Genomic DNA, 17,373 nt, shown 5'->3' with positions numbered 1-17,373 from the left:
AATGAAAAAAGCCATCTTGCTTGAGATGGCTTTTTCTCTATTCCAATGTTAAAGTTGGTCCGTTTATACGTAACCACTCTTTACGTTGTTCATAGTCGGGTAGAATAGAATGTACAAAGTTCCAGTAATCATTACTGTGATTCATATATCTTAAATGTGCTAATTCATGCACGAGTACGTAGTCTACAATGGACATTGGTGACATGATAATTCGCCAATTCAAATAAATATTACCCTCAAGTGTACAAGTACCCCAACGTATTCTTTGCTCCTTTAGTTGCACATCATTAGGTGTAACACCCATCTTAGCACAATAGAGCTTTAAACGTGACTGTACCTTCGTTTTACCGTGTTCAAGATACCAAACTTTGAACAAGTCTAGCAATTGCAGTTTCTTCTCCTTTTCGTCTATTCCAACTGGAACGGTTGCGATGAATTTTCCTCTTACAAAATTTAACTGAACTTTTTGTAGACCTTCTTCTCTATATACTTTTAATCGATAGTTTCGTCCTAAATAAGCAAATTTTTCACCGCTAACAAATTCCTTTGGAAAAGGAGGCTCAGTTATCTCATTCACTTCTTTTAGCTTCTGGAAGATAGTAGGTGCTTTCTTTCGTATAATTTCCTCAATCTGTTCGTCGGTAATACCTGTAGGGGCTATGAGCCGAATATCTTCCATCCATTCAACAATAATAGATACGCCTTTCTTATCGTCGGCATACTCGATGTCATACTCAATAGCTGTAGTTCCATATTGAAAAGTCGGCATGCTATAACTCCTTCCCGTGTATATCATTATTTTACGGATAGGAGTACATTGTGGCAACTGTAATTGCAATTGTAATTTTTGCTAGACGTTGTTGTGTATGCATCAGCGCAATTGAGGGCGTTATAAATATTTATGAGAAGATAGGTGTGTCATAAAAGAGTTGGACAGAGGAGGGGGGCTGTTTTCCACATTTAATAGTAGTCTTGTTAGGGAAAGGGAGGGTAGCACCTACATACACACCAATACGATGTGAAAAATCTCCGATACGATACGGATAGGTTAAGCTACTTCTGCAATAATTTACATTTAGTTTCCTTAGTTATTTCCTATATAACACCTAGACTTAAATGTTCTCTCTATGTCCGCTTAAGAACTTTTCCTTTGTAAACACTAGTGTTTGTCCGATAATAAATTTATTAAAGAGTAATTTATGTTACAGAATGATGTTAATTTTCTTGTTTACTTGGTATGGAAAAATGAAAAAGACATTGACATACAAATGTGTGTCGTTGTATTCTTTATTTAGACATACAAATGTGTGTCAAAAATATATTTAGAGGTGATTATTATTATAGGTTTAGAAAGAATAATTAAAGTATTTAATTTTAATGCTAACCAAATAGCTAAGGAACTTAGTATAAGTAGGTACACTGTTTATGATTGGTTAAAGGGAAGAAGAAAGATTCCACAAGAACGGATTGACCAACTAGCTGAAATTCCAGAATTCAGGTATTTGAATAAAGAATTATTTCAAAAGGTGATAGATGATGTGGATGATGTAGAAATTGAGATAGCCCGTAGTAAGTACATGTCGGACAGAGATTCTATAGAAGTAGAGGATGAATTCTTTGGAGTCCCTGTTCCCATTGACCCTTACGCAGAAGATAGACAAATGCTAATTGAATTAAAGGATATGGTACAGGAGATAGAGAGGGCAAAATCACTAGTATTTAATAAGGATTATCTAGAGGGTTTACACTCTCCTATTGGAGAGAGATATTTAGGCGCTTTGACTATACTGAATGATATCTTTGAACAGAATGATGTCAAGGAGATAAGTATTACCATGGAATTTCTTTCATTAATCAAAAATGAACTAAAAGATGAGGTGGTTAAGGATTTAAGCAAGATATTAAAAAAGCAAAATATTGCTGATACGGGAGAGATTAGATGAGAATTATTCTTGATACAGTTAAAGGGTATTTTTATACAGGCTTTGTGGAAGAAAAATTAGTCTAATTATCTACGTAAAGAATTGAAAAGAGATAGAAACCTATCATCTACAATGAAGTTGAAGCTAGAAATTTATCTAGTTAGAACAGGGAATGAAATTAATAGAGGCAATCTAAACCGAATTGATGCGTAAGGAGGCAATCATTATGGCAAACAAATCCATAATGAAAAGAGGAAAATAGATTGACCCAAGTTAAAAAGAATATAGTATTCAAATGTAAATGGAATGAAATTGAAGAATATCAATCGCAATTAAAAAAAGTAAGCGGTTTGTATTATCGGTATTTAACGTATAATCCGAAGGAACTGTTATATGTAGGGGAAGCAACAGACCTATACAGGCGGATGGGGCAGTATCAAAAAGATAAGCGAGAGGGATATAATAATCCAAGGATATTAGAGTTAATCGAGTTTGAATCGGATAGTATCATGTTAGCATTTCAACCAATTGATAATCATGGCATGGATAAGAAGGAATTTAAAAGGAATCTGAAGGAAAAGGAAGCAAGTTTTATTCAAGATTGGATACCACTGTTCAATATCGATGAGAATCCGAGATATCAAATCCATTCGATTCAAAAAGTAATTGGACAAATTGTATCAGATGCCAACCGAGAAGTAACATTTAATGAGATGAGAGAGTATCTGTTCCAGAAATGGCGGGGGAAAGTATCCTATGAGCGGATTGATGAGGCTCTTGCAAATAAGCGCTATCATCTATCGAGCTATTGTAAAACGAGCCAAAAGAAGCAAACTCTTAATCCTAAGCAAAAGAAAACAGCGTAAGCAAAAGGAATGATTATATAAGTTGTCGCCCTCGGTGGTGTTCCGAGGGTGCAACTGGGCTAGGAGGAATGAGCGTAGCGAGTGACGGGGCGCTCAAGCCCAATGCTCTTGACCTTTTGACACATCAACTCTAAAAAGTGAGTATTGAGTTTTGATGCTCATTTTTGTAGCATCGAGTGCCTCTAATTATCAATAAAAACCTATCGAATCAAGAGTATAAAAACTGTACCGAATCGAGGTATAAATACTATTATTTATTAGGAGGTCGATTCGGTACAGAAATTTATATTGTGAATTATCAATAAAAATAAGGATTACTTGAGCATTTAAGTGTTCATTTTTGAAGCGAAAAACTAAAAGGAGTTGAAGTACATGACTGCTAATAAAAGCAAATCTTAGTCATGAGAAAAGGGAATTATATTGAACCAAGAATTTACATTGGCAGAATTGGTTAAGAAGTATGGAACAAAGGCTCAGAAAGCATCGTTAAAGAGAAACAAAGGTAATCTTACTGGAAAGGAGTTTACCCTCCTCATTAAATCAGTTGAACAGGAATGGGAATCCTACACAGTTGAGGGCAGAGGCTCTAAGCGTATTATCACCTGCAGTGGGAAACGTTCTAAAAAGGCTAAGCGGATTGATAAGCGTTCTAATAATGGTAAAGGACAATTGGTTGGTGAATTTGAATTGAACTCGCTAGTGGTGAACTATCTAATTCAGAATGATAATAAAGTAAGACCCATGAGTGCGACTAAATGGGTTGCTGAACTAGGTATCATTGATGGCAAGTTTTTTGGTGCATTATATGGTGCTAGAGGTATACATCTCGAAAAACTTCAAGAGCAGTTCAGCAAGAGGGTTAAGAATTATAACAAGGCTGATTCAGATATCGAGATGTTGGACGAGTTCCTTCAAATATCATTGAAGAATATGAAATCGAGTCTAATATCAGTGTTCAACAAATTAGTTAAAGCTAAAATCATCATTTACCAAAAAGAGAGATGGGGATGTACTATTAAAAACAATCACAGGAAGCTTACACGGAATGAGATTAAAGAGATAGCTAGTATTAGACGTATTCTGCTCACTGCACATGGAATTAAAGGGAATGATTTGTTCAAAACCAACAAAAAAGAGGTCAAAGATTTTAAAAAGGAATTCGATGAGCAACTGACTGAGCGGCTGGGATTGAAGTTCGATTATGACGCTCATTTCTGTGTGTTACAAGATAGTGACCTAGGAATTCGGGACTACCTTGATAGATTGCAAGAGAAAGGCGAATTGGAATTTACACATCGTTTAACTGAAGAATATGCGATTATTGTGACCGAGATGTTCAAGGATATGCACAGTAAGCATTCATTGGAACTTGCTAAGGGAAGGGAGATGAACACCACTAACAAGTCTGATACAGCTAGAGTTAAGTGCTTGAAGATTATGAAACAATATGCTCCAATGTGGGAACTATTATTGAAGTATTTCAGATGCATGAGCAGTATGAAATCAAATCCAACTGTAGTTGAACAAACAGCATTAATTACAATTGAAGGCGATGGAGTTAAGTTTGAAGTTGCTAAAGAAACAAAGAGAACCAATCCTTTAGCACATTCTCAAGCTATTCATATGATTGCTGAAATGGATAAGGAATTAGTAAGAACTACAGAAGGGTCTCGCAATTGAGACTCTTATTTTTGTGTATATTGAGTGTACAATTGAACATAGTGTTGAAATTCACCAAATCGGTTACACAAAACTAATAAAACCCGTCTTTTACATGGTACAAAATATTGTAACAGATGTATCTGTGTAGCATTTTATAAAGTGTTGATTTATCTGTTTTAAATAAGCCCTGTAGATGTTTAAAATAAAGAGACAGGTTAGTTTAAGAAGGCATAAACATCATTAGTGGGGAATTATTTAAGTGGATAGAAAAAGTCTATGTTGTTAGATTCGAATTATAAAGGAGTTGTAGATTTGTCAGAGTTATACTTTAAAGAAAATGAACAGTACCATATAATACATTTTTATGATGAATATACGTTTTCTTATGGACGTAATGAAGGTAACTATTTTCTTGCTACGATAAACTCGCATGGTTTCGTAAAAGTTGACCTATTTTTGTTAGAAGAATTAGATAGTTTAGAAATTCTTAAACATCTAAAAAATGTAAAATATTATGCTATTAATTTCTCTAAGCCTAGTGAAACGATAATTAATGATAAAATGAAAATAATTGTTGAAGAAGATGGTCGGCATACAAATATAATTTTTGAAGCAGAAGAACAGAAATGGTACGTGGGTATAGGGGACGGTGAACGTCGAAATAGTTACTACTCAGGTAAGTTATTGTTGCTTCTCTTTTCTGTATACAAAACACCATCTGATTTTAGTAATTTAAGTCCAATAGATAGAATTTATCCTTCATTTTACAAGGCTACATTAGAATTCAAGAGGTCACGACAGCGCCAAGATTTTGATTCTCCTCTGTATAAAGAGGCGTCTAATATATATTTTCACTTACTTCATTATAGTCATCCAAAGCCTTTTGACGGTCCATCTGATAAGTTTGAAGAATGGATAGAAAAGGAAGAGGCATTTTACTGCAAACATTTAAAACGCAGAAACACTCAAAAGTAAAATCATTGCGTTGTAATTAGACTAAATAAAAAACTTAGAAATCTATCAAGATAGTGGATACTTTAGTTTTATAACAAATGTAGGAAAAGTTTGATTAACCCCGAAGGGTAATTACAGAATGAAAAAACATGGATAGGATGGCATGAATAGTATATTTTGATATGTGTTAGAATGCCCATTCATCTTGAATTTATTAACAATTAACGTAATTGGTGAAAGGAGTGTTGGTTTGAAATTATTAACTTGGAATATAAGACAAGGTGGTTCAGTGAAGCGCATCCCAAGGATTGTAGAGCAACTAAGTAAACATTCACCAGATGTACTCTTGTTAACAGAATACTGGGAAGGAAAAAAGGGGGAAGAGATTAAGCGGTTACTAAGAGAAAATGGGTATGAATATATGATTTCTAGTAATGGCGCTATTAAGCAAAATAGTCTACTGTTCGCTTCACAGTATCCCTTTGAAGTAGTTCCATCCTTCTTCAGGAAAGATAGAAACAGCGAGCGTTGGTTAGAAATTAGAATCGCCCAATATGATTTGCACATTGTTGGAGTACATATTCCAGCCAACAACAATGATGTACAAGAGAAGCTGGAATTTTGGCAGGAAGTAAATGCCTTTGCAAAAGAACAGGGTAATTCTAGGACTGTTATAATGGGGGACTATAATACAGGACTAGAAGAAGATACACAAGGCGCTCCTTTTGTCGGACCACAGTATATGCAAAAATTAGTTGATTTAGGTTGGATTGATACTTGGAGATATACACATGGCTCTTTTTCTGGTTACTCATGGTACAGCACGAAGGGAAATGGTTTCCGAATTGACCATGTCTTTGTTGCGCCAGCTTTAAAAGAAAACATATTTGAATCATATTTTTCACATCAAGAGCGTTTAAATGGTTTGTCAGACCATTCTATTTTATTGGTAGAACTACAAATATAACTATTTACTGTATAAAGGAATAGGGAGGGAGTACATGAAATGGCATAGAGAAAAAATATTCAAGATGTAAAGAGCTAGTGGACATTTTAAAATAAAAAGTTTAATAAATCATGTAATCAAAAGGGGGAGGAGAGTGGATGACTTTAATATTCGATAGAGAATATCTGAAGTCTCTGTTTGTTGGCGACAAAGAAAAGAGGATTCGTAGAGTAGAAGAATCTCTTCGAAGGGTATATGAATATTCTGTTAATGGGCAAGGAGGTAATGTAAAAAGTCAGAAGCGTATCCTCCAAGCTGATAAAGATGAAACAATTATCACACTGTATACATTTGCAGCCATTCACAAGAGTAAAAATGATGGATGGAACGATATTCTAACAAAATGCTTTCCAAGCGAGTCATGGAACATACATAATACAAATCTAAGGTTAGAGCAAGCCATTTCACCTTCGAAGAATATGCAGGATAGATTAAGAGGTCAGGCTCTTTCTAATCCAGTCAAATACCTAAGGGAACAATGTAATTCTGAGAAAAGGGTAGAAGGAAAAACTAACTTTGATGCTTTGTTAGAGGTCAACACGGATAAGAAGATTTTCTTCGAGTGCAAATATACTTCTGATATATCCTATCAAACAACGTATGTAACAGAAAGAAATCAAATAGCTAGATGCATTGAAGTAGGATTAGAAGCAGTGAATTATAATGTGGAAAATTTTTATTTTATATTAGTTACTCCCGAACGCTACAGGAAGTTCCCAGGAAATAGGCTCTACTATTTTAAAATGAAGCAATATCAAAATGACCCAAAGGCTCTTGCTATGGATTTACCCACTCTTACAGAACGGTTTGGAGATAATGAATGTCATGAAATTTTAGTAAAACTAATGAAACATATATGTTGGTTGACTTGGGAAAATTGCTTTAAAACCACTCAACAGATGAAACACTTAACACCCTTACAGTTTGATTCATTAAAGGCTTTTTACAGTGATAGAAATATATTACCTTTTTAATTGTTCTTATAAAAGAAACTAATAAAATTTTGATTTTATTAGCTTAATTATATCAAAACTCCAAAATCACTTTCGGGAAAATACATATTTTGATATTATTTAGATGAAAGTGGTAAGGGGTTTCGCTTAAAAATTGTAGGGTGAAGAGGTGTTTTAATGAATAAAAGAAGCCTAGGAGTGTTGTCTTCTTTATTACTAAAGCGTTCTAATGCAATTGAGTTTGTTGCAGTGACATTTGTGACCGCTTTTGCCATTAGTATTTTAGCGAGTAGTATTACCTTAGTGCAGGGGTTTAAAGCTTCAGTGGGAATATATGTTGGATTTATTCTCTTTGCCATTGTTTTGCTTTATTTTATTTTAAAGATTTATAGAAATTTATCAACTACTAAAGTAATAACAGGGTTTATTGTGAGGGATGAAAAAGACAATTCAATCTTAAGAATTGCTAGATATCCATTTTCTAATAAAATAGCAGGATATCTAAACGCAGCTTTTGCAGAGAGTTCAGATATAAAAGCTATTTGGGAGAGAGAACCGTTAAAAAATCGTTCAATGGAAGACCGTGTGAAGTGGAGTAACAATCGGTCAAGGCAACTTGTACACGAAGCAGTGGAATATTTTGTTATCGAGGAATTATCAACACACCTTTCTTCGTATTTTAATAATGAAACGTTTGAAAAAGATAATATCCGAGAAATCGGACGAAATGATATTCCAGAAATTTTATATGAAAATAGATTTTTGCAGTTGTTTTCAAAACCAATGGAGGAAAGAGCTGCTTTTGAAAGAAACATTCAAAGGGAAAATAATGAAAAAACGCAGGTTAATGATAAGAAAGAATTTATTATTGATGGAAAAAAGGTAACTTTTACTATGGGAGAAACAATAATGAGCTCTGGCTCAAATGGGGCAATGTATCAAAAATTTGACCTTGTTCTTCCGCTAAATACCAAGGTAAAGAGATTGGATAAGCATAGCATAAGTATAGAAACTGACAGGTTTAATTTGAATATTCAAACTGTTGTTGGTGGACGAGCAAGGTTGCCTGAGGGATTTATAGAGCATTATTTACAAAAAGAATCGTTGGACTGTTTTTTTAATGTTTTTGAAATTAAATTAGTAATAAATATTCGTTTCAAGGTCAAGAACTTCTTTCTTAAACATAGATTAGAGTATTTCAGATGGATTGACTCTTTCCTAGAACGATTAAATTCAAGATTCTCGAGGGATGTTTTCTTTGAAAAATTAAATTGGGAAAATGCTTTTACCATACTACAATTTCTCAAACAAAATTATCCTGTAACAGAGAAAAATGAATCAATTTGTAATAATGGCGTTCAGGATAATGAACAAGAAACAATAAATTCATAAGACGAAAGAATAAAAATGTAATAAAGATTAAATATTATCCAGAAAAAACTTAAAATTATTAAGAAAGCATAATCTTACCAGCTTAGATTGAATATAATATTATGGGTGAAAAAAGTACACACTTTATCATATAGAAAATGCGAACTAGTTAACGGGACTCTTTCTAAAAACAGCCTTATCAATGGCTGTTTTTTTTTGTTTATAAAGGAGCGGAATTGATTTGTATAATTGCTATCGTTAGAGTGTAACTATACGGTAACATTTGCAATTTTTCTACCAATGCAGCAATGACAAGGATTTCGACATGTTTATTTTGTTACCGTATAATTGTTATTGAATTTAAGCTTACATTATTCAGTCCAACGACCTTCTTTAATTAATACCCCCTTTAATCTTCTAAACATCATAGGATGGTAATTAACTGAATTCTCATGGTTGTTTATTTCTGTAGGATTCAAAATTTCTTTCGATACAACCCAAATCTTTTCTTTATCATTTTTATCTTGATAGATATTTACTACGAAAGATATCGTCCTAGAATCCTCTTTATCAGGCTTATAGACTTTTTCTCTAACAAATTGTTGCTTTGCCAAATTAATCCCTCCTTATAATTAAAAATGAATACCGCTTCCTTTAATCAGTTTGCAGCCAGTACCATACTTAATTTTTAATGCTCCTTTAAATTCACTGTGTTTCAACTCTGGAAATGTTTGTTTCCATAAATCAAAAACATTATGGTTTGTAGATATGCCATTTTTGTTTAATTTAACGATATGGAATCCATATTCGTCACCACATCTAGTCAATGGTCTTTGCTGTCTTAGAGTGATAATTTTACCTGTATTTGTAATTCCATATAAGTCCTCATACTCTTTTATTCCTCTGCACTCTTCTTGCATCTCCACTTTTTCACTCCTGTTATCATTATCATGATTCTATTTTATAATATTTTCTTTTTATAGTCGTACTTTTTCGATAGAGAAAGTGCACCTATTATATAAAGTCTATATTATAAGAGTGACAAAACTTAATAGTATTGTCACTTATTATCTAATGCAGTAAAATAAAGGTGTAGATTGGTGACGAAATATAGTGACATAAATCGAAGGAGAAAATGACATGAAATATGGTTATGCAAGGGTATCGACAGTAGCACAAGACCTAGCAGTACAAACGGAGGTATTGAAGAAAGAAGGTTGCGAAGTCATTTACGAGGAGAAGTTCACTGGGATAAAGACAGACCGCCCAAAATTCACAAAACTGCTCCAAGAATTGCAAGAGGGCGACACTTTGGTGGTAACAAAACTAGACCGTCTTGCTCGTAACACGAAGGAAGGTATTGAAATCATCGAGAGTCTCTTTGAGAAGGGTGTGAAGGTTCATGTTCTGAATGTGGGACTGTTGGAGAACACGACAATGGGACGATTCTTCCTGCAAACTCTCCTTGCAGTGGCTGAGATGGAAAGAAACCTAATCGTAGAGCGTACACAGGAAGGTAAGGCACTTGCAAAGCAGCGTAAGGATTTCAGAGAAGGACGACCAAGAAAGCATTCTAGGCAACAAGTGGAACATGCTTTGAAATTACTGGAAGAGCATACATACAAAGAGGTTGAAGCTATGACGGGTATAAACAAAAGAACGCTTATTCGTAGGAAGAATGAACAAGAAGTAAGGAGTTTAGTTTGAAAATTTATACAACCACGTATAAGTATTTTAGTTGCTTGAAAAGAGGGGAAAAAATTGCAATTTCCATAAGGTTTAGGTGTCTACGAATAATAAAAGTGTATTTCGATACTGTTTTTAGGTTCTGCTATAGATAATAATCTTTACATCCTCAAAAGTTTGTCGTGATGAAGCGTCTGCTCACGAGTTATTAAAGTGAGGAGGAGAAACAGAAGAAATAAAGACTGTAGCATCTGGCAGTTTCGGAAGAAACCATGTTAAAAGATATAAATTGTCGGAAAATATAAATGGAATGATTGATTGAGAATGCTTTTTTATGGTTATATTTGGAATTAATGAAGGCGGAAAAACTTTTATCCAGCAGGTATTTCTTTAAGTGAGCTAAGCTCAGATGATAAAAATGTGGAATTATTCGATGATAAAAGACATATAAATAGCCCGAGAAACCTTTCTTCTTACAAGGGAATATTCCTTGCAACCAAATAGTATTGGGTACTATCCCACTTAGTGTTTAAGAAAAGACATGTTGATAAGATATCATGTTTAGAATTTGTTATAGATATTTAAGGATTTTGAAAAAAGAAGAGACAATAGGCTAAAGGTCTTTTCCCTTTTTGTCCCCAGTGCTTACAGCTAGTGCTAAGTGAGGCGATTTTTAAATGAATACCGATAGAGTATTTAAAAATGAATAGGATGCTCTAGAGTTCAAATGTAATATTGTCGATTCTTAACGAAACAATATAGTAATTTGTTCGATTACAAATATTGACTGTGTTTTGGATAAGTAATAGAATTATATAAAAACAGAAAGAATGAAGTAGATGCTCAATCCAGCTGTATTGTCTAGAAGTTTCAATCAAATGAGTAAGATAATGTATCATGGTACTAATTCTGAGTATTATGATTCACTTATTGAAGATGTACAATTAAGTAAATGTAAGCAAAAAACTGATTTTGGCAAGGGATTTTACTTGACTACTAAATTTGAACAAGCAAGTGAACACGCAGAAAAACGTTCAAAATTCAGGGGAGAACCAATAGTTTTTGTATATGAAGTAGACATTGGTGCTCTAAGGAGTAGTTTTGAAGGGAAAATTTTTCATAAGATGGACATAAAATGGGCAGAATTTATCTACTATAATCGCTCACACAAAAGATTTAAATCCCATAGTTATGACTATGTATTTGGTGGGGTTGCTGACGGATATCTAGAGGATTTAATTGAGCAAATGGATGATGCCTCAATATCACGAGAGGATATGAAGGAATTTCACGAACAAATTGCGAAATATCCAACTTATGACCAGTTATCAGTTCACAACAGTAAAATCTTTGAATACAATATTGTAAAGCTCCAAAAGGTGGTGAAAGCTCGTGAGAGAAGTAATGAGTACTCTAAACAAAAAACGATTAATCAGTGATATTAAAGAGCAAGAAAAACAGGGATTTCCTCGGTTTAAGAGACGTATAGCTAGGGTTCTTGAAGAAGAATATGGGGTCTCAAGTTCGGAAGCGATACACGTGGTTTACTTGCCAGAGGTTCAAGAGAAAATTGACAGTGACATTGAGTGGGCACAACATATGGGTTCAGAATTCTGGGCGCAAGAAATTTTTTATAAATACGAGCAAGATTTAAAATCCATTAGACATCATTAAAAATGCTCTCGATACTTATTCAATGTAAGTATTGTGAGCATTTTTTCTTTGGTTAGTTAATTTGGGTTAGAATAAAACTTAATGTTTTAAAGGTAACTGAATGTGAAAGTCTAGCTGAAATGATTGGAAAACAGTTAAACAATAATTGTAAAATCAGCATAACCTCCTTGAGAGGTTATGGAGGGTGTTTATTCTTTGTACATGCCAATGCTTATATGAAGTTACTATGATAATGAAAAGAAAAGCGCCGATAATAAAAAGTACTATAGATTTTTAATAAAGAAAACGCTGTTCAAGATGAATTTAAAGCAACAGATATGAGAAATAGACTGAAATGGATAAGATGAGACCATAAGTAGAATTGAAACTCATGGTCTCGTTTTGACTATTAAAGTATGTTCTAATTAGTCAAGTGTGTACTTTACAACTTCTAATTGAAAAATCGATTTAAGGATGAGGAAAAATTATGGTGTTTCTTTACATCAGCATCTGTCATCTGAATATACTTCCTTACCATAGACATATCAGTATGCCCTAATATCTTCTGAAGTGAGAAGGGGTCTCCCTCATTCGTAATATAAAACAAAGCACCTGTATGGCGAAATGATGTAGTTAGGTATGCTTGTCGGTGATATCTACATAAACATTGTAATCGGAAACCTTCCATTTTAACTCTTTGGAGAACATGTGCAAATAAAGTTCAGTTTTCTTTATACTAATATGGAGCAAAATTATAGCCTATAAATACCAAGATTATCCGCTATAATAAAATTACCATATACAGTACAGTTAAGGACTCCAAGGAGGCTCTTAACAATGAAAGGAAGCGTCAAAAAAGATAAGAAAACAGGAAAGTATTTTTATATTATAGATATCGGTATTGACCCACTAACAGGTAAAAGAAAGCAAAAGAAGAAGAGGGGATTCATTACTAAAAAAGAAGCAGAAAATGCTTTAACAATGATACTTTCAGAAGTTCATACTGGGGTATATGTAGAACCTAGTAAGTTACTTTATGGTGAGTATCTTGAGAGTTGGTTTAATACAAAGAAGCACAGTGTCGGTATTCAAACAGCGAAGGTACTGAAAGGTTACTTAAACAGTCGTATCATCCCTTCTTTAGGTAATATCAAATTAGCTAAGTTAACATCGTTGCATATGCAAAACTACGTCAATTCGCTGCGAGACGAAGGTTTAAAGCGAGGAACAATCGAGAAGATAATCAAAGTCATTCGGAACTCTCTTGAACATGCAATAGATTTGGAGTTAATTAGCAAAAATGTCGCAGTGAAAACCAAGTTGCCTAAAGTTGATAAAGAAGAATTAACGGTGTGGAACGAACAGGAAGTACAGCTGTTCTTAAAAGCTGCGAAGGAGAGCAGGTATTCTATTGTTTTTCATATGGCTCTTGTAACTGGGATGAGACAGGGTGAATTACTAGGTTTGCGATGGAAAGATGTTGATTTAGAAAAGGGGCATTTAACTATTAGCCAAACGTTAAGTCATGATGGGAAAACATTTTTGCTTGGAGGAAAGACAAAATCAAGTTTAAGGAAAATACTACTACCTGCATCAACAATAGCAAAGCTAAAGAAGCATAGAGCAGTCGTATTAAAAGAGAAACTGAGTCAAGGTGAAGAATACCAAGACAATGGCTTGGTGATGTGTACTCCTTCTGGAACACCAATTAATCCTGCTAATGTTAGAAGGAGTATAAACGTTTTGATTAAGAAAGCAGCTGTACCAAAGATTCGCTTTCATGATTTACGTCATACACATGCTACTTTGTTATTGGCTAAAGGTGTGAATGTGAAGGTGATTTCTGAGAGATTAGGACATAGTAACATTAAAATCACATTAGACACTTATTCTCATGTGCTGCCAACGATGCAAGAGGATGCGGTTAACAAAATAGAAGAGATTTTGTAGGGAATGTGACCAATTCTGTGACCACTGACTCGTTTAGATACGGTTTTAAATAAATAAAAACCGCATCAAACGTTAATTTGATACGGTTTCTGACTGTATGACCCCGGAGAGGTTCGAACTCACGACCTCCACCCTGTCAAGGTGGCGCTCTCCCTGCTGAGCTACGGGATCTTTAAAAATGCTTATGTAGTAGCATCTTTAATCATTATGCTAAAGCAATTATATATAATTAACTGAAATTTTACAATATTTTTATAGTAAGTTTTTAAAGAGGGAGCATGTGCAAGTATACTAGTAGTGGATAAAGGGAGAATTAATAAGGAGAGAACTGAATAGAAGGTAGGTTTTGAATGTAGCGGTTATACTATTTTCGATATTTATCTAAAGGATTTTCGTCACTTAGATCAACAAGTAAAGGACATAAGAATAGCAAAGGTAAAGCGGCGTTAGCATGATGAAAGGTATCATTAGACATATATTGTCTTCCGAAACAATACGGACAATCTTTTTCAAATGCTATGAGGAGTGACCATACATCTTTTACTTTCCACTTCGTTTTACAATACGTGCAACGCGCCATGGAGTTCCTCCTCATTTTCAGTTTTTTCTAGTATATTCTATTTTATTGTACTAAAGTCATTTGTATTTGAAGTGATAAAATGTAAGTTGTTTTGTTTTTTATATGGATGTATTATGCAATTTATGATCAAATGAATGTAGTGTGAGGGTTATATAATAAGAGATTTTCATTTTAAATATACAAATTGGCCAATATATCCTTTTTACAATTTTCAAGAAATCATGTATAAATGAAGTACAAGATATTTATAAATATTCAGGAGTAGAGGGAGAATTATTGTAATGGTAAGAAAAACGTTCAAGATGCGTGTGTCTAGAAATAGAACGATTTCGATTAATGGATCGATTCTTGATGTGGATGTGACGCATGATGAGTTTTTGCAAGAGTTTGTTGAGTGGGTCGATTCTAAAGGTTGGTCGTTTATGGGGATGACGGATGAGATTACAGCCGAGGAGGCTGGGCAAAAGTTAATAGATTCGTTGATTGATGAGAAGGATAAGAAAGAGTAATTCCTTCTTATTTTTTATTGTATATTTATGTTCTTCATCGTAAAGGTATGATATAGTAAAAAATAGTGAATATTCTTCCAATTTAATACAAATTTTACAAAGAGAAGATTGGTAGAGTTATTTTATAGAATGTGAAAGTAAAGGGAAAAGGGAGAGTCATATGGTAAATTTTAAGAAAATTTCGGTTTTTGTTACGGTTATTTGTTTATTTTTTTTGACGCCTATGACGTTATATGCTGAGACGAATATTGGGGTAAATCCGGAGCAAGTGGCACCGCCGCCTGCGGAAGGGCCGAATGTTTTTAGTCAGTTTGCGACTACGATTGATGCAAAAACAGGAGATGTGTTGTACGACAAAAATGCACATCATCGTGCGTTTCCTGCTAGTATGACAAAAGTGTTAACGGCGATTTTACTGATGGAGCATACGAAGCCAGAGGATCAATTTACGTTTTCACAATTAGCATTAGATCAAGAGAAGAGTAATTATCAAATTGAGTTTCAACCTGGTGAGACTATTAATAGAAATACCGCACTTATGATTTTAATGGTGCTGAGTGCAAATGATGTGTCGTATGCGATTGCGGAGCGTATTGGAGGAAGTGTTGAAAATTTCGCCAATATGATGAATGAAAAGGCGAAGCAATTAGGGGCTAAAGATAGCCATTTTGTAACGCCGAATGGATTGCATGATCCAAATCATTATACGACGCCGTATGATATGGCAATGATTACGAGAGGTGTACAAAAGTATCCCGAAATTTTACAAGCGATGAATACGAAAAGAACGACGGTTACGACATCTACACAAACAGTGTCTATTTTTAATAAGTCTACTTATTTTGAAAATCCATATAGCATGGGTGGTAAGACAGGATTTACGAATGAAGCGCGCAATACGCTCGTTTTATTAAATGAGAAGGATGGTAATCGTATTATAAATGTAGTAATGGCTTCTCAAAGACCTGAAATTTATGAAGATTTGAAGCAGATGGCGGAATATTCTTTTGGGCAATTTACGAAGCAAACTGTACTAGATAAACATAGTTGGCATCAAAAGACAACGTATTTAAATAAAGATGTTGATTCTGAGCTCGAAAAAAGTGCTGAGCTTATGTTAAAGAAAGATGAAGGGAAAAATGTAAAAACGGCTTTTCGGGTTAATTCAGTGGATAAAGAATCTTTGTACCAAAAAGGAATTCATCGCGGTGAAGTAGTTGGTGCGGTAGATATTATAAAAAATAATCAAACGATTGCGACTATAAATGTTCTTTCAAAAGAAGATGTTACTTTTGCAATGCCTAAAAAAGATACAGTTGAACCTGAAGTAAAGGAATCAAATGTGAAAGTGATAAGTGTTGGGATAGGTGCGATTGTATTATTTGGAGCGATTTTATATGTAGTGCTGCGCCGAAATAACCAAGGCATGAAATCAGAAGAGAAGTAAATAGCTAATATGGAGACTGTGATGAGATTTTGTCACGGTCTTTTTTGCGTTAATATACCTCTTGAAGATAACTAATAATTGTAAATTTTCTTATTGCATTCCTCTACCGTTCGTTATATTATTTAGTTGTGTTCTTGCTAGAGAACGAAGGTGGATATTGCATACTTCAAATAATATAAAACACCGGAGAGGGAGAGAGATGATGAAATTAATTTGGAAAGTGATTAGCAACGTTATCTCATTTGTTTTATTTGCGGTAATGGTTTGTTTAGCTTTTGTAGTTATTTCTTCAAAAGCGAGTGGTGGTGATCCAACAGTGATGGGATATCAATTTAAGAGCGTTCTTTCAGGGTCGATGGAACCAACATTTTTGACAGGGTCAATCATTGCGATAGAGCCAACGAAAGATGGTTCTAAATATCAAAAAGGTGATGTTATTACGTTTAAAGAGAAAGATAACAAAATTGTCACTCACCGTATTATCGGTGTGAAAGATATAAACGGAAAAGTAATGTATGAAACAAAAGGGGATAACAACAATGGACCAGATTTAGCACCAGTACTTGCAGAGAATGTAGTCGGAAAATATGCAGATATTACAGTTCCATACCTTGGTTATGGACTGAATTATGCGAGTTCAAAAGCGGGATCAGCATTACTGCTTATTATTCCAGGAGTCTTTTTACTTGGCTATTCCGCGATTTCTATTTTTGGCGCTATTCGTAGCATCGACGGAGAAAAGAAAGATAAAAAAGTAGAACAATCCGTCTAGTTATCTTAGTTATAATTTCCTATTAGGAAATTAACAAATATA

18 protein-coding genes and 1 tRNA gene are annotated in these 17,373 nt (G+C 34.1%); 14 read left to right on the top strand and 5 right to left on the bottom strand.

The annotated features are described in order from the left end of the window. Nucleotides 1-37: 37 nt before the first annotated feature. Nucleotides 38-769: a M48 family metallopeptidase gene (locus BAU23_RS20115; RefSeq protein ID WP_071735062.1), complete on the bottom strand. Its 732-nt coding sequence runs from the start codon at nucleotides 767-769 to the stop codon at nucleotides 38-40. Nucleotides 770-1,307: 538 nt separating this feature from the next. Between BAU23_RS20115 and BAU23_RS20110 the strand changes: the two genes are divergently transcribed. The 7 genes from BAU23_RS20110 to BAU23_RS20080 all read left to right on the top strand — a co-directional run bounded on the left by BAU23_RS20110 (nucleotide 1,308) and on the right by BAU23_RS20080 (nucleotide 8,755). Beyond that, complete coding sequence (locus BAU23_RS20110; RefSeq protein ID WP_071735061.1) at nucleotides 1,308-1,943, top strand: hypothetical protein; 636 nt, start codon at nucleotides 1,308-1,310, stop codon at nucleotides 1,941-1,943. A gap of 242 nt (nucleotides 1,944-2,185) precedes the next feature. Further along, nucleotides 2,186-2,788 carry a GIY-YIG nuclease family protein gene (locus BAU23_RS20105; RefSeq protein ID WP_071735060.1) on the top strand — a complete coding sequence of 201 codons (603 nt, stop codon included), beginning with the start codon at nucleotides 2,186-2,188 and terminating at the stop codon, nucleotides 2,786-2,788. Nucleotides 2,789-3,208: 420 nt separating this feature from the next. Next, nucleotides 3,209-4,468, top strand: coding sequence for a hypothetical protein (locus tag BAU23_RS20100; protein ID WP_208611246.1), 1,260 nt, complete (start codon nucleotides 3,209-3,211; stop codon nucleotides 4,466-4,468). Between the two features lie 294 nt (nucleotides 4,469-4,762). Further along, nucleotides 4,763-5,425 carry a hypothetical protein gene (locus tag BAU23_RS20095; protein ID WP_071735059.1) on the top strand — a complete coding sequence of 221 codons (663 nt, stop codon included), beginning with the start codon at nucleotides 4,763-4,765 and terminating at the stop codon, nucleotides 5,423-5,425. A gap of 229 nt (nucleotides 5,426-5,654) precedes the next feature. Next, nucleotides 5,655-6,371: an endonuclease/exonuclease/phosphatase family protein gene (locus tag BAU23_RS20090; RefSeq protein WP_071735058.1), complete on the top strand. Its 717-nt coding sequence runs from the start codon at nucleotides 5,655-5,657 to the stop codon at nucleotides 6,369-6,371. A 137-nt stretch (nucleotides 6,372-6,508) separates the two neighbouring features. Further along, nucleotides 6,509-7,384: a hypothetical protein gene (locus BAU23_RS20085; RefSeq protein WP_071735057.1), complete on the top strand. Its 876-nt coding sequence runs from the start codon at nucleotides 6,509-6,511 to the stop codon at nucleotides 7,382-7,384. Between the two features lie 156 nt (nucleotides 7,385-7,540). Beyond that, nucleotides 7,541-8,755 (top strand): hypothetical protein, encoded by a 1,215-nt coding sequence (locus BAU23_RS20080; RefSeq protein WP_071735056.1) that lies wholly within the window; start codon nucleotides 7,541-7,543, stop codon nucleotides 8,753-8,755. Nucleotides 8,756-9,105: 350 nt separating this feature from the next. Here the strand turns inward: BAU23_RS20080 and BAU23_RS20075 are convergent, their stop codons facing one another. Both BAU23_RS20075 and BAU23_RS20070 read right to left on the bottom strand, forming a co-directional pair. After that, entirely contained in the window at nucleotides 9,106-9,348 is a 243-nt protein-coding gene (locus tag BAU23_RS20075) for a hypothetical protein (protein ID WP_071735055.1), read from the bottom strand. 18 nt (nucleotides 9,349-9,366) lie between these two features. Further along, the gene (locus tag BAU23_RS20070) at nucleotides 9,367-9,654 is read right to left on the bottom strand and encodes a hypothetical protein (RefSeq protein ID WP_244159728.1); all 288 of its coding nucleotides are present in this window, start codon (nucleotides 9,652-9,654) and stop codon (nucleotides 9,367-9,369) included. A gap of 220 nt (nucleotides 9,655-9,874) precedes the next feature. Here BAU23_RS20070 and BAU23_RS20065 point away from each other — a divergent pair, with 220 nt between their 5' ends. The 4 genes from BAU23_RS20065 (at nucleotide 9,875) to BAU23_RS20045 (ending at nucleotide 14,023) form a co-directional block, all read left to right on the top strand. Continuing rightward, nucleotides 9,875-10,441: a recombinase family protein gene (locus BAU23_RS20065; RefSeq protein ID WP_071735053.1), complete on the top strand. Its 567-nt coding sequence runs from the start codon at nucleotides 9,875-9,877 to the stop codon at nucleotides 10,439-10,441. An 857-nt stretch (nucleotides 10,442-11,298) separates the two neighbouring features. Next, nucleotides 11,299-11,859, top strand: a complete 561-nt coding sequence (locus BAU23_RS20060) for a DUF3990 domain-containing protein (RefSeq protein ID WP_071735052.1) — start codon at nucleotides 11,299-11,301, stop codon at nucleotides 11,857-11,859. Further along, entirely contained in the window at nucleotides 11,813-12,094 is a 282-nt protein-coding gene (locus tag BAU23_RS20055; protein ID WP_131802514.1) for a hypothetical protein, read from the top strand. Before BAU23_RS20060 ends, BAU23_RS20055 begins: the two co-directional genes overlap by 47 nt. 816 nt (nucleotides 12,095-12,910) lie before the next feature. Further along, on the top strand, nucleotides 12,911-14,023 hold the full coding sequence (locus BAU23_RS20045; RefSeq protein WP_071735050.1) for a tyrosine-type recombinase/integrase: 1,113 nt from the start codon (nucleotides 12,911-12,913) through the stop codon (nucleotides 14,021-14,023). A gap of 98 nt (nucleotides 14,024-14,121) precedes the next feature. Here the strand turns inward: BAU23_RS20045 and BAU23_RS20040 are convergent. Continuing rightward, nucleotides 14,122-14,194: transfer RNA gene (locus BAU23_RS20040), tRNA-Val, on the bottom strand. A gap of 193 nt (nucleotides 14,195-14,387) precedes the next feature. Beyond that, nucleotides 14,388-14,603, bottom strand: coding sequence for a hypothetical protein (locus tag BAU23_RS20035; RefSeq protein ID WP_000090224.1), 216 nt, complete (start codon nucleotides 14,601-14,603; stop codon nucleotides 14,388-14,390). 281 nt (nucleotides 14,604-14,884) lie between these two features. On the opposite strand from BAU23_RS20035, the gene BAU23_RS20030 reads away from it, so the two are divergent. The 3 genes from BAU23_RS20030 to sipW all read left to right on the top strand — a co-directional run bounded on the left by BAU23_RS20030 (nucleotide 14,885) and on the right by sipW (nucleotide 17,331). Next, a complete protein-coding gene (locus BAU23_RS20030) occupies nucleotides 14,885-15,112 on the top strand; it encodes a hypothetical protein (protein ID WP_000251863.1) in 228 nt (75 codons plus the stop codon). A 160-nt stretch (nucleotides 15,113-15,272) separates the two neighbouring features. After that, the gene (locus BAU23_RS20025) at nucleotides 15,273-16,559 is read left to right on the top strand and encodes a D-alanyl-D-alanine carboxypeptidase family protein (RefSeq protein WP_000247044.1); all 1,287 of its coding nucleotides are present in this window, start codon (nucleotides 15,273-15,275) and stop codon (nucleotides 16,557-16,559) included. Between the two features lie 202 nt (nucleotides 16,560-16,761). Further along, nucleotides 16,762-17,331, top strand: a complete 570-nt coding sequence (gene sipW / locus BAU23_RS20020) for a signal peptidase I SipW (protein ID WP_000767816.1) — start codon at nucleotides 16,762-16,764, stop codon at nucleotides 17,329-17,331. Nucleotides 17,332-17,373 lie beyond the last annotated feature (42 nt).

Origin of the sequence: Bacillus nitratireducens, assembly GCF_001884135.1 — a bacterium.
Classification (GTDB): domain Bacteria; phylum Bacillota; class Bacilli; order Bacillales; family Bacillaceae_G; genus Bacillus_A; species Bacillus_A nitratireducens.
Note: the sequence above shows the minus strand (reverse complement) of the source record. Positions and strands in the feature narration are given on the sequence as shown.

What these genes read in the sequence shown, in the direction of transcription:
- BAU23_RS20115 (WP_071735062.1), bottom strand. Translation starts at nt 769, where the DNA reads ATGCCGACTTTTCAATATGGAACTACAGCTATTGAGTATGACATCGAG.
- BAU23_RS20085 (WP_071735057.1), top strand. Translation starts at nt 6,509, where the DNA reads ATGACTTTAATATTCGATAGAGAATATCTGAAGTCTCTGTTTGTTGGC.
- BAU23_RS20080 (WP_071735056.1), top strand. Translation starts at nt 7,541, where the DNA reads ATGAATAAAAGAAGCCTAGGAGTGTTGTCTTCTTTATTACTAAAGCGT.
- BAU23_RS20070 (WP_244159728.1), bottom strand. Translation starts at nt 9,654, where the DNA reads ATGCAAGAAGAGTGCAGAGGAATAAAAGAGTATGAGGACTTATATGGA.
- BAU23_RS20065 (WP_071735053.1), top strand. Translation starts at nt 9,875, where the DNA reads ATGAAATATGGTTATGCAAGGGTATCGACAGTAGCACAAGACCTAGCA.
- BAU23_RS20060 (WP_071735052.1), top strand. Translation starts at nt 11,299, where the DNA reads ATGAGTAAGATAATGTATCATGGTACTAATTCTGAGTATTATGATTCA.
- BAU23_RS20045 (WP_071735050.1), top strand. Translation starts at nt 12,911, where the DNA reads ATGAAAGGAAGCGTCAAAAAAGATAAGAAAACAGGAAAGTATTTTTAT.
- BAU23_RS20035 (WP_000090224.1), bottom strand. Translation starts at nt 14,603, where the DNA reads ATGGCGCGTTGCACGTATTGTAAAACGAAGTGGAAAGTAAAAGATGTA.
- BAU23_RS20030 (WP_000251863.1), top strand. Translation starts at nt 14,885, where the DNA reads ATGGTAAGAAAAACGTTCAAGATGCGTGTGTCTAGAAATAGAACGATT.
- BAU23_RS20025 (WP_000247044.1), top strand. Translation starts at nt 15,273, where the DNA reads ATGGTAAATTTTAAGAAAATTTCGGTTTTTGTTACGGTTATTTGTTTA.
- sipW (WP_000767816.1), top strand. Translation starts at nt 16,762, where the DNA reads ATGAAATTAATTTGGAAAGTGATTAGCAACGTTATCTCATTTGTTTTA.